An 11,690-nucleotide genomic window follows, 5' to 3' on the forward strand; every position below is an offset into this window, starting at 1 on the left:
TGGGGGCGCAGGTGCTTATCGAGATGAAAGGCGTTGTCCGAGCGATCCTTTCCTTTCTGGAAGGCGATCTAATCGTTCGGACGATGGACGAAGTCAATCAAAGACTCATGCATTCAGCGCAAAACGCGATTAACACGCACCGCGTCAAGAAGAGGGCGGGACCTCACTGTCCCGTTGTCTTCTCCCGGATGCGCTGCTCGTGCTCGAGCAACCACTGCTTGGTGGGTACGCCTCCCGCGTACCCGGTGAGCTTCCCACTGGTGCCCACCACGCGGTGGCAGGGGACGATGATGGAGATCGGATTCCTCGCGTTCGCGGAACCCACGGCCCGCGACGCTCCCTCCCGGCCGATGTGACGCGCGAGGCCCGCGTAGGACCACGTGATTCCCAACGGAATCTCCCGCAGGGCCTTCCACACCGTCTGCTGGAAGGACGTCCCCATGGGCTCCAGCGGAAGCTCGAAGGACACGCGCTCGCCCGAGAAGTATTCCTCCAACTGGCGCCGCGCCTCCCGCAGCACCGGGTGCGACTCCCCCTCGCTGGCCACCAGCACGGGAGCCCCTTTGTGGTTCTCCAGGTAGATGGCGGTGAGTGCCCCTTCGTTCGCGTACAGCCGGAGGGGGCCCACCGGGCTCTTCAGGATCATGGTGTACAGCTTCATCCGCCTGCTCCTTCCGAAAGAGAAGTCCAGAGGTGTATCGCCGCGTAGGAGCGCCAGGGCCGCCAGGCCTCGGCCCGCGCACCGGCCTCCTTCGCCGTCACGTTTCCGAGCGCCTTGCGAATCCCCAGGTCACTCGCGGGGAAGGCATCGGGCCAGCGCAGGGCCCTCATGGCCACGTAGTGCGCCGTCCAGGCACCAATGCCCGGCAGCGCCTCGAGCGCCGCCATCGTCCCGTCCACATCCGCATGCCGGTCCAAGCGCACCGAGCCCTCCGCCACCGCCCGCGCCACCGCCAGCAGGCTCCTCGCCCGCGCCCCGGGCATTCCCAGCGACGCCACGTCATCCTCCGTCGCCGCCGCCAGCGTCTCCGGCAGCGGGAACAGCCGTGAGGTCTCCGCATACGGGCTGTCTACGGGCTCGCCGAAACGCGCGACGAGCCTCCCGCTCAGCGTGGTCGCCGCGCGCACCGTGACCTGCTGTCCGAGGATGGCGCGCACCACCAACTCGAAGGGCTCGAAGGCCCCCAGCACCCGCAGCCCCGGGTGCGCCTGGACGTACTTCGCCAGGAGCGCGTCGCGTCCGAGGCACTCCGCGATGACCTCCGGCTGCGCATCCAGATCGAAGAGCGCCCGCAGCCGCGCCGCCACCTGCATCAGCACTCCCGCCAGCGACAGCGAGACCTCGGCCAGCAGCGCGGGGCGCTTCGGATCCTTCCGCACCGAGAGCCAGCCCGTCCTGCCGCCCAGGCGCACCGTGCGCCGGTATCCGGCATCCCCCGCGTGCTCCACTCCCGGAATGGCGCGCCCGCTCAGGAAGCGCAGCTGCTGCTCCCAGTCCAGCGGCGGGCGGTAGTCCAACCGCAACACCAGCGAGCGCGCGCCCACGGGTTCGTCACTCGCGCGCCGCAACGCCGAGGGTGGCCTGCCGAAGCGCTCCTGGAAGAGCGCGTTGAAGCGCCGGACACTCTGGAAGCCACTGGCGAAGGCGATCTCCGCCAGCGGGAGCGTGGTGTCCTGGAGCAGTTGCTTCGCCAGGGCGAGCCGCCGTGACTGCGCCAGCTCGACTGGAGAGACACCGAGCTCCGTCTCCATGGCCCGGCGCAGGTGCCGACTGGTGACCCCCAGCTCGGCCGCCAGGTCCTCCAGGGATGACTCGTTGAGGCACCCTCCCTCGATGCGCGCGACCGCGGCCGCCACGAGCCTCGGCACGGAATCCACCGGCGCGCCGCCCGGCGCCAGCTCGGGACGGCACAGCAGACAGGCCCGGAAGCCCGCGTGCTCGGCCTCGGCGGCCGTGCGGTAGAAGGCACAGCGCTCCCGGCGGGGCGTTCTCGCCGTACACACCGGCCGGCAGTAGATGCCCGTCGTCGCTACCCCGACGAAGAAAAGCCCATCGAAGCGCCTGTCTCGCGCGGTCAGGGCCCGGTAGCAGGTTTCGGTCTCCAGCGTTCGCATCACGAGGCTTTCGTAGCGTGCCCGCCCCCACCTGTCTGGCCGTTTTCGGACCTGACCGCGAAAATCGGGTCGCCCGCCCGGAAAACCCGGAAGCCGGGCGGGGGTGGTATCTTGCAGCGTCCGTCGCAGCCCGCCCCATCCCAGGAGGAATGCTCGGTGTCACCGGGCCTCGCTCAAGCCTTCGTCGCCGCCCGTGAGGGTGCACTCGTAGGAGAACCGCTCGCCACGTTGGAGGAGCGGCTCGGCCGTGGACTGAGCACGGCCCGCGCCGCCTGGCCCGGTGTGGACCTGGACGGTGCGCGCTTCGCCGCCCATCTCGCCCGGCACCTGTCCGCCGACAGCCCCGCCGAGTCCCTGGAGGCACTGCACCTGGCGGACCTCTACCTCGCCTGCGCCTGCGCGGAAGGCCTGCCCCTGGCGCATGCCGCCTTCGAGGCCCGCGTCCTCCCCGAAGTGCACGTGGCCGTGGCCCGCCTCAAGCTGCCCCCCTCCTCCGTGGATGAGGTGCGCCAGCTCGTGCGCCAGAAGATGCTCGTCCCCGGCCCCGAGACCCCCGCCCGGCTCGCCGCCTACCCAGGCACCGGTCCGCTCTCCGGCTGGGTGCGCGCCGCCGCCCTGTGGATCGCCCTGGACCTGCAGCGTCAGCGCTCCAACCAGGACGTGTCCATGGAGGACAGCACGCTCTCCCTGCTCGTGGACCCTGGCGACGACCCCGAGCTCGTCTACCTCAAGACGACCTACCGCGCCGAGTTCAACACCGCCTTCACCCAGGCACTCGCCAACCTCTCGCCGCGCGAGCGCAACACCTTGCGCCTCAAGTACCTGGATGGCCTGAGCATCGACCAGCTCGGCGCCCTCTATGGGGTGCACCGCGCCACCGCCGCGCGGTGGGTGGTGGCCGCCCAGCAGGCGCTCCTCGAGGAGACGCGGCGCCTGCTCACCGAGCGTCTGCGCCTCACCGGCTCCCAGCTCGACAGCGTGCTGCGCCTCATCTCCAGCCAGATCGACGTGAGCCTCAGCCGCCTGCTGCGCTCGCGCATCGACTGAAGCGCCATGACCTGCCTCGACGAATCCACCTTCATGGAGTTGATGCTCGGCGGCCTGCCGCCGGAACGTGCCGCGGAGGTGGACCGGCACCTGGACTCATGCCCCACCTGCCGCCGGCTCGTGGCCGAGGCCATCCGCGCCCGGACCCCCACGGGCCTCGCCGAGCCCCCGGCCCTCCACTCCCCCTCCCCCACCGCTTCCGTGGAGGCCGTGCTGCCGCGTGGCACCGCCGTGGGGCGCTACCTCGTGCTGGAGCGGCTCGGCGCGGGCGGCATGGGCGTCGTCTACTCGGCCTATGACCCCGAGCTGGACCGCCGCGTGGCCCTCAAGCTGCTGCGCGTCGCGGCGCTCGGACTGGAGGCCGAGGAGGGCCGCGCCCACCTGCTACGCGAGGCCCAGGCCATGGCCCGCGTCTCCCACCCGCACGTGGTGTCCGTCCATGACGTGGGCAGTTTTGGTGAGCAGGTGTTCCTCGCCATGGAGTTGGTGGAGGCCCAGACGCTGCGCCAGTGGATGCGGGCCACGCCGCGCTCCTGGCGCGAGGTGCGCGACGTCTTCCTGGACGCGGGCAAGGGGCTGGCCGCCGCGCATGCCGCGGGGCTCGTCCATGGGGACTTCAAACCGGAGAACCTCCTGGTGGGCGCGCGCGTGCGCGTCACCGACTTCGGCCTCGCCCACCGCGCCGCCAGTGACACGCGCCGGGCCATGGGCGGCACTCCGGCCTACATGGCGCCCGAGCAGTTCGGCCCGGGTGGCCATGCCGACGCGCGTTGCGACCAGTTCTCCTTCTGCATCACCCTGTACGAGGCCCTGTACGGCGAGCGCCCCTTCGCGGGAGACACCGAGCGGACACTGGTGGCGGAGATGCGCGCGGGCCGGGTGCGCCCCGTGCCGAAGAGCACGGACGTGCCACCGTGGCTGCACCGCCTGGTGATGCGCGGGCTGGAGGTGGAGCCCTCCGCGCGCCATCCCTCGATGGAAGCCCTGCTCACCGCGCTCCAGGGCGAGCCGGCGAAGCGGCGGCGGTGGTGGCCGCAGCTCGGTGGAGCACTGGCCCTGTTGCTCTCGGTGGGCATCACCCACGCGGTGGCCACGCGTGGGGCGCGGGCCTGCGCGGGCGCGGCGGACAAGGTGGCCGGCATCTGGGGCCCGGAGCAGCAGCGGGCGGCGGAAGCGGCCTTCCTCGCCACCGGCCGGCCCTTCGCGCTGGAGGCCTGGAACAGCGCACGGCGCACGCTGGATGCGTACACCACCGCCTGGGCCACGCTGCACACGTCCGTCTGCGAGGCCACCCGGGTGCGCGGCGAACAGCCCGAGGAGTTGCTGGGCCGGCGCATGCGCTGCCTGGACCAGCGGCTGGCCGAGGTGGCCGCGCTGACGCGGCTCTTCGCCCAGGCGGACCACCGCGTGGTGCAGTACGCCCCGCGCACCGCCGAGCAACTCTCCCCGCTGGCCGGGTGCTCCGACCTGGCGGTGCTCGAGGCCGCGGGACCCGTGCCGGAAGATGCCGCCTCACGCCAGCTCACCGAGGACCTGCACGCCGCGCTGATGGAGGGGCGCATGCTCGGCGCCGCGGGGCGGTACGCGGAGGGCGCGGCCCGGGTGCTGCCCGTGGCCGAGCAGGCCCGCGCCGCGGGAAACCGGTACGGCGGCGCGGAAGCCTTCCTGCTCGTGGCGGAGCTGCGGGACCAGGCGGGGGACTACCGCGGCGCGGAGAAGCTCGTCCAGGATGCCGTCTGGGCCGCCGAGGCCAGCCGCAACGACGAGGTGGCCGTACGGGCCTCCACCCTGGCGGTGCGCATCACCGGCGAGCGGCTGGAGAAGTACGACCTGGCGCACCTGTGGCAGGAGCGCGCGGACGCGGCCCTCGCCCGCATGGGCGGCGACGAGGTGCTGCGCGCCCGGTTGCTCCACAACGTGAGCCGCGTCCTGGCCATCGAGGGCCGCTACGTGGAGGCCACCGAACGGCAGCGGCAGGCCCTGACGCTGCTGGAGAAGAACCAGGGGCCCGAGTCCCTGGCGGTGGCGGACGTCCTCGTCGATCTCGGGCACGATCTGCTCACCCAGGGCCAGGTGGACGAGGGACTCATCCACCTCCGGCGCGCCCTGGCACTGCGGGAGCGGGAGCTGGGCGCCCTCCACCCGGACTCCGGCCAGGCCCTGCTCGCGCTCTCGTCCGCTGCCTGGATTCGGCGCGATATCGCCGAGGGCCGGCGCCTCACCCACCAGGCCCTTCAGGTGCTCGAGCAATCCCTCGGCCCGGACCATCCGATGGTCGCCTACGCGCTCAACGACTACGCGATGCACCTGCTCCACGGCTCGAAGAACGATGCGAACGAGGCCCTGCCCATGATGCTGCGGGGGTCACGCATCATCCAGAGCGCCGAGGGCCCGGACAGCAGCAGCGCGGCCCTGTTCACCAGCAACCTCGCACAAGTCGAGATGAGTCTGGGCCGCATGTCGGAGGCGGAGCACCACTTCCGCGAGGCCATCGCGCAGCTGGAGGCGAAGCGGGGACCCGAGCACGTGACACTCTGCTCCCCGCTGCACGGGCTGGGCATCGCGCTACAGAATCAGGGCCGGATCGACGAGGCCCTGCCGTACTTCGATCGCTCCGTCTCCATCCACGACGCCCAGCCCGGCGACTACCACAAAGCCCGGGCGGACCTGCTGATGGACCTGGGCAATGGTTACCTCATCGCCAAACGGCCGCGCGATGCCATCCCCTCCCTGGAGCGCGCGCTGGCCCTCATCGAGAAGTCCTCCGAGAAATCCCCCCAGCCCCTGCTGCATCAGCGGAGCATCATCCGCTTCCGCCTCGCCCGGGCCCTGTGGGACGCGAACGAGGACCGGCTCCGCGCACGGCAGCTCGTCACCGAGGCGCTCGAGCTGGCGAAGGAGGAGCGGCACCCCGGTGCGGAGAAGTACCAGAAGAACCTGGAGCGCTGGCTCTCCGAGCACCCGCCCGTCGTCGCCCCCAGCCGCTGACCCCTCCGTCAGTGGTTCGTCGGCAGGTACAGCTCCCCTGCCCTGCGCTCGGCTTCGTCGGAGGGGATGAGCTCGATGGGCCCCTTCACCGCCAGCGCATCGCTCCGGGCCTTCAACAGCTCCTCGATGGCCTCCTTTGCTCCATAGGGACCCTCCAGGACGCCGAGACACGCATCCAGGTCGCCCTTCAACGCGGCGGCGGTGGCGTACCGCTCCTCGGGACGGCGGCGCAGCAGCTTGTGGATGATGAGCCGCACGGGCTCGGACACACGCCGCATCAAATGATCGATGTGCTCGGGACTGAAGGCCGCGGCCCTCCGGGCCATCTCCTCCACCGTGGTCCAACTGGGCACCTCGGACACCCAGGGCACCTCTCCGTCGTACCCGGGGTGGCCTGGAGGCAGCTTCTCGGCGGCCTTTTCCACCTCGTCCGAGCCATAGAGCTGCAGGCCCGTGATCATCTCCAGCATCACCATGCCCACCGAGAAGAGATCCGAGCGGGCATCCACCCCGCCCTCCGGCATGGGGCCCAGGCGCTCCGGGGCGGCGAAGTCGATCTCTCCCTGGACGATGAACGGGACGACCGGCGCGCGTCCGGGCAGCAGCGAGGACGCGGACATGAAATTGGCCAGCATCACCGAGCCATCGTGTTTCAGGATGACGTTGTAGGGGTCCACCGCCCGGTGGATGACGCCCAGGGGCCGCCCGGCGGCGTCCGTGAGGGTGTGCACGTAGGACAACACGTCCGCCACCGCGGAGGCCACGTAGAGCGTGAAGGCCTCGGACAACTGGCGCCCGCGCACGCTGCCGTAATGCCCCGCCATGTTCAGGCTGATGCCGGACACGTACTCCGTCACCAGGTACCGGCCCCCCCGGTGCTGGAACAGTCCGTGGGTGCGGGGAATAGCCGGGTGTGACAACAGCAGGGCCAGTTCCGCCGCGTCCTCGAGCCGCGCGTGGCTCGTCCAGTGGGCGGACGCACTGACCATCGCGACCTCCACCAGGGGCCCATCCTTCGGGGCCCCCTCTTTGTCCCCGGTGCGAGGCAGGCACAGGAAACGCTTCTGCTCACCCGGCCCGTGCGTCAACTTCCGCAGCCGCAGATACCCCGTGTCCCCATGGGAGAAGAGAACGGGGCGCCTTTTCTCCGAAGGGCCGTGTTTGCGCGAATCAGCGTCAGACATGAAGACACTCCTCTCCCGTCGAGGAGGGGCCAGGCGGCCCCACCCGGGAGGATGAAGACAAGGGAAGTGGTGCGAAGGTGCGGCGGAGGTTACTGGAGACATTCACCCCGAGGGAACGACCTGGAGGGTTGTGCGAGGGCGTCCCCGCCCGGCGGTCGCTTGCAAGGTCCCCCGCCCTCCCAGCGGCCCCGTCTTCCCGGGTGGAGAGCGGCCAGGGGAGCGCGCTCGACCGCCCGTCCGCAATGCCCGCGAGAGAGAATCTCCTGTGCTTCGAGTGCGTTGGAGAGGGTCCTGAATGAGCGAGCACATCGACGGGACCCTCTCCAGCCGGCTCGGCCCCGCCCTGTACGCACGGGCCCCCTACCTCCTACCCGGAGAACCAGAAGACCTCTTCGCGGGCGGAGGGGAAATGGGCGCGCACATGCGCGCCTTCGATTGGTCCGCTACCTCGCTGGGCCCCGTGGAGGGCTGGTCCCAGTCGCTGCGCAGCGCGGTGAGCATCTGCCTCAACTCGCGCTTCCCCATCCTCATCTACGCCGGGCCGGAGCTGCTCGTCCTCTACAACGACGCCTTCATTCCCTTCTTCGGACGCAAGCACCCGGAACTGGCCCTGGGCCGGCCGGGCCGCGAGGCGTGGCCGGAGGTCTGGCACGTCATCGGTCCCATGCTGGAGGGCGTCCTCGCCACGGGCCGGGCCACGTGGGCGGATGATCTGATGCTGGCCATCGACCGCAGCGGCTTCCTGGAGGAGACCTACCGGACCTTCTCCTACAGCCCCATCGGCATCGAGGCGGGCCGGGTGGAGGGCGTCTTCAACGCGGTGAACTTCACCACCGAGCGCGTCATCGCCGAGCGGCGGATGAACACCCTGCGGCAGCTCGCCGGGCACGTCAGCGAGTCCCGAACCCAGGAGGAGGCCTGCCGTCAGGCGGCTCGCACCTTCGCGGCCAACCCCGCGGACGTGCCCTTCGCGCTGATGTACCAGTGGGACGAGCCGCGCGCCCAGGCCACCCTGGTGGCGAGCGCGGGAATCGAGAACGAAGTGGACGCCACCCGCTGGCCCCTGGCGCACGTGGCGGCCACCGGACGCATGGAGGTGCTCACCGACGTGCGCGCGCGCTTCGGCGACCTGCCGGGAGGACCCTGGGACGAGTCGCCGCACTCGGCGGTGGTGCGTCCCCTCGCCCAGCCGGGACACAAGGTGCCCTATGGGGTGCTGGTGGCGGGCGTGTCTCCGCGCCTCGCACTGGACGACTCCTACCGGAGCTTCTTCGAGCTGGCCGCCGGGCACGTGGCCTCGGCCGTGGCCAACGCGCGGGCCTATGAGGCGGAGCGCCGGTACGCGGCCGAGCTGGAGGCCAAGCAGCGGCTGCTGGACGCGGTGCTCCAGCAGATGCCCGCGGGCGTCATCATCTCCGAGCCCTCGGGCCGCACGGCCTTCTGCAACCACCAGCAGGAAGAGCTGTTGCGCGGCCCCATGCACCCCGCCAATTGCGTGGCGGAGTTCACCGGGTTCCACGGCTTCCACCCGGACGGCAGCCCCCTCCATCCGGAGGAGTGGCCACTGGCCCGCGCGCTGCTCCAGGGCGAGGTGGTGAAGGACCAGGAGCTGACGCTGGAGCGCTGTGATGGAGCGCGCGCGACGGTGCGGGTGAGCGCCAGCCCGGTGAAGGACCCCGAGGGCCACCTCATCGCGGGCGTGGCCATCACCCGGGACGTGACGCATCACAAGGAGCAGGAGGCCGAACTGCACCGCCGTGTGGAGTTCGAGCAGCAGCTCATCGGCATCGTCAGCCACGACCTGCGCAACCCCATCAACGCCATCACCCTGGCGGCCCACACCCTGCTGCGCAACGAGGAGCTCGACGCGCGCGCCACCCGGTCCGCCAGCCGCATCCTCTCCTCGGCCGAGCGCGCCACGCGGATGATCCGCGACCTGCTCGACTTCACCCAGGCCCGGCTGGGCGGTGGCATCTCGCTGGAGCGCCGGCCCACGGACCTGCGGCACCTCGTGGACCAGGTGCTGGACGAGGTGGGCGTGGCCTGGCCGGAGCGCCACCTCGAGGTGCGCCAGCGCGGCTGCACCACGGGGGACTGGGACTCGGATCGCATTGCCCAGGTGGTGTCCAACCTGGTCACCAACGCCCTCAAGTACAGCCCACGGGACACGCCCGTGCGCGTGGAGTTGCGCGGCGGGGACGACACCGTGGAGCTGTCGGTGCACAACGACGGGCCGCCCATTCCGCCCGACCTCCTCCCCCGCCTCTTCGAGCCGCTCCAGCGCGGCACGCCGCAGGTGGACCGGGCGAGCCGCAGCATCGGGCTCGGCCTCTACATCGTGAAGCACCTGGTGGAGGCGCACGGGGGCACCGTAGCCGCGCAATCGGGCCACGGCGGAGGGACGGCCTTCACCGTGCGGCTGCCGCGCTCACCGGGTGCCCTCGCCCACCACTGACGCCCGCGCCTGCTCGACGCTCGCGGCGCAGCGGAAGCCGAAGTGGTGGAAGACGGGCCGGTTGGCCGGCACGTGGGGCCGCCGGTACACCGCCGTCGCGTACGAGGCCGGCCAGAACCACGAGCCCCCTCGCACCACCTTCTCCGTGTGGCCCGGGCAGGGCTCGCTTCCCTCGCACGGGCCCTTCGGGTCCACCCCCAGGCACGCCTCGCCACACGCCTTCCACGAGGGCGTGTACCAGTCCGCCACCCACTCCCACGCGTTGCCCGCCATGTCGTGGAGCCCGTAGGGGTTGGGCGGCCGCGTTCCCACCGGCTCCGGACGTCCCACGCCGGCGTGCGTCTTCGAGCGCTGCTTCTTCCCGCAGCTCCGCCCCCGGCGATCCTGGATGACGGCGCGCTCGCAGGTGGCCGGCTCGTTGCCCCATGGGTAGAGCCGCCCATCCGTGCCCCGCGCCGCTTTCTCCCACTCGGCCTCCGTGGGCAGGCGCTTGCCGTGGGCCGCGCAGTAGCCCTTCGCGTCGTACCAGCTCACCCCGTTGATGGGCTGCCGGGGGTGGTCGAAGTCGCGGTAGTTCGGCCCGCCCCTGCCGCACCGGCCCTCCTTCTCGCAGGCCTTGTACTCGCCGTACGTCACCTCGTGGGTGTCCATGTAGAAGCTCTGCACCCAGACCTCCGCCTGGGGCTTCGCCGGCGCGTGCTTCCCCGTGTTCACGCCTCGCGAGAAGGCACCTCCGGGGATGCAGGCCATGCCCGGTACTGGAGCCTCGAGGCAGGGCAGCACCTCGGGAGCCCCGGGGAACGGAGCCGCCGCCCCGGCCACGCCCGCGCTCCCGAGTCCGAGCGCGAGGAGAAGCCGCATCGCGCTCCTCACTTCCGCGCCATCCTTCTCGTCCGCTTCTCGAGGAGCTTCCGCTTCCACGCCTCGCGCGCCTCGGCCGGCCCCATGTCCAGCCGCGACAGCCCACGGGGCTTCCCGGTGTCCGGCGCGTACCGGAGCATCCCGCGCACATCCCGCGTCTTCACGTCCTCCAGCCAGGCCAGGAAGCTCGAACCCGACTGGGTGTTGTAGTGGTAGTAGGTGCCCTTCACGTGGGTGATGCCCCGCTGGCCGCTCGTGCGGACCACCACGCTGGTGCCGTCCAGCGGGAGCGCGCGCATGTTGCTCCGGTAGTCCCGGTCAAAGGGGAAGTACTGCTCGGCGTTCGAGAGGTAGAGCACTCCCAGCTTCTTCCCCGCCCGCGTCGTGGTCCGGCCGATGGCGGCCACCGTGCGATGGGCGGTGAGATCGCCCCGCACGATGAGGACCTTGTTCCGCTGATAGAGACCACGGATGTGCGCGTAGTCGCCGGCATCCACCACGAAGCTGGGCAGCGAGGCCTTCCTCATCTGCTCCACCACGCGCTTCAGCCGCCGCTCCACCGCCCCGCGCGCGGTGCCGTACGCCCGGAGCATGCTCGCCTTCTCGAACCGGGTGCCCGCGTTCTCCTGGATGAGGCGGCGTACCTCCGCGCGGCTCTCCCTGCTCCACAGACGCAGGAACTCCTCGGGCGTCTCCGCCGCCAGGAAGATGAGGCGATAGACACGATGGAGATCCACGATGGACTGATCGAAGTCCATCAACACGAGCAGCTCCGCGCGGGCCCAGGCGCCCAGCAGGTAGTTCTGGTCCGAGCCCACTCCCAGGTAGACGCCTCGCTTGTCCTTCACCGCCTCGTGGAAGAGCCCGAGGTGGTCCTCGTTGGAGATCCAGTAGTGGCTGTCCCGGATGAGCTCGGCAGGGGCGGGATCCGCGGGCAACTGGATGGAGCCGGTGAGCTCTGGCTCGGGCTGATTGGCCGCGGCCACGGCGCTGGCCAGGAAGACGACGAGGGCGAGGACACGCATCGCGGACATGATACC

The 11,690-nt window shown here is 71.0% G+C and carries 8 protein-coding genes; 3 read left to right on the forward strand and 5 right to left on the reverse strand.

Features of this window, described 5'->3' with window-relative positions; translation table 11 throughout:
- Positions 1-163: 163 nt before the first annotated feature.
- Positions 164-661 carry a methylated-DNA--[protein]-cysteine S-methyltransferase gene (locus BO221_RS29400; RefSeq protein WP_073563996.1) on the reverse strand — a complete coding sequence of 166 codons (498 nt, stop codon included), beginning with the start codon at positions 659-661 and terminating at the stop codon, positions 164-166.
- Complete coding sequence (locus BO221_RS29405) at positions 658-2,115, reverse strand: AlkA N-terminal domain-containing protein (RefSeq protein WP_073563998.1); 1,458 nt, start codon at positions 2,113-2,115, stop codon at positions 658-660. The genes BO221_RS29400 and BO221_RS29405 overlap by 4 nt, the downstream gene beginning before the upstream one ends.
- Positions 2,116-2,271: 156 nt before the next feature.
- Here BO221_RS29405 and BO221_RS29410 point away from each other — a divergent pair, with 156 nt between their 5' ends.
- Positions 2,272-3,162, forward strand: a complete 891-nt coding sequence (locus BO221_RS29410) for a sigma-70 family RNA polymerase sigma factor (RefSeq protein ID WP_073564000.1) — start codon at positions 2,272-2,274, stop codon at positions 3,160-3,162.
- A gap of 6 nt (positions 3,163-3,168) precedes the next feature.
- Complete coding sequence (locus tag BO221_RS29415; RefSeq protein WP_073564002.1) at positions 3,169-6,150, forward strand: tetratricopeptide repeat protein; 2,982 nt, start codon at positions 3,169-3,171, stop codon at positions 6,148-6,150.
- 8 nt (positions 6,151-6,158) lie between these two features.
- On the opposite strand, the gene BO221_RS29420 is transcribed toward BO221_RS29415, so the two are convergent.
- A complete protein-coding gene (locus tag BO221_RS29420; protein ID WP_158079934.1) occupies positions 6,159-7,334 on the reverse strand; it encodes a protein kinase in 1,176 nt (391 codons plus the stop codon).
- A 295-nt stretch (positions 7,335-7,629) separates the two neighbouring features.
- On the opposite strand from BO221_RS29420, the gene BO221_RS56445 reads away from it, so the two are divergent.
- Complete coding sequence (locus tag BO221_RS56445) at positions 7,630-9,789, forward strand: GAF domain-containing sensor histidine kinase (protein ID WP_073564006.1); 2,160 nt, start codon at positions 7,630-7,632, stop codon at positions 9,787-9,789.
- Here the strand turns inward: BO221_RS56445 and BO221_RS29430 are convergent.
- Positions 9,763-10,650, reverse strand: coding sequence for an SUMF1/EgtB/PvdO family nonheme iron enzyme (locus tag BO221_RS29430; protein WP_143195758.1), 888 nt, complete (start codon positions 10,648-10,650; stop codon positions 9,763-9,765). The genes BO221_RS56445 and BO221_RS29430 overlap by 27 nt on opposite strands.
- Before the next feature lie 8 nt (positions 10,651-10,658).
- Positions 10,659-11,684, reverse strand: a complete 1,026-nt coding sequence (locus BO221_RS29435) for a hypothetical protein (RefSeq protein WP_073564010.1) — start codon at positions 11,682-11,684, stop codon at positions 10,659-10,661.
- Positions 11,685-11,690: the final 6 nt, after the last annotated feature.

The sequence above is a fragment of the Archangium sp. Cb G35 genome (assembly GCF_001896145.1).
GTDB classification, from domain to species: Bacteria; Myxococcota; Myxococcia; order Myxococcales; family Myxococcaceae; genus Archangium; species Archangium violaceum.

What these genes read in the sequence shown, in the direction of transcription:
- BO221_RS29420 (WP_158079934.1), bottom strand. Translation starts at nt 7,334, where the DNA reads ATGTCTGACGCTGATTCGCGCAAACACGGCCCTTCGGAGAAAAGGCGC.
- BO221_RS29435 (WP_073564010.1), bottom strand. Translation starts at nt 11,684, where the DNA reads ATGTCCGCGATGCGTGTCCTCGCCCTCGTCGTCTTCCTGGCCAGCGCC.
- BO221_RS56445 (WP_073564006.1), top strand. Translation starts at nt 7,630, where the DNA reads ATGAGCGAGCACATCGACGGGACCCTCTCCAGCCGGCTCGGCCCCGCC.
- BO221_RS29400 (WP_073563996.1), bottom strand. Translation starts at nt 661, where the DNA reads ATGAAGCTGTACACCATGATCCTGAAGAGCCCGGTGGGCCCCCTCCGG.
- BO221_RS29405 (WP_073563998.1), bottom strand. Translation starts at nt 2,115, where the DNA reads ATGCGAACGCTGGAGACCGAAACCTGCTACCGGGCCCTGACCGCGCGA.
- BO221_RS29430 (WP_143195758.1), bottom strand. Translation starts at nt 10,650, where the DNA reads ATGCGGCTTCTCCTCGCGCTCGGACTCGGGAGCGCGGGCGTGGCCGGG.
- BO221_RS29415 (WP_073564002.1), top strand. Translation starts at nt 3,169, where the DNA reads ATGACCTGCCTCGACGAATCCACCTTCATGGAGTTGATGCTCGGCGGC.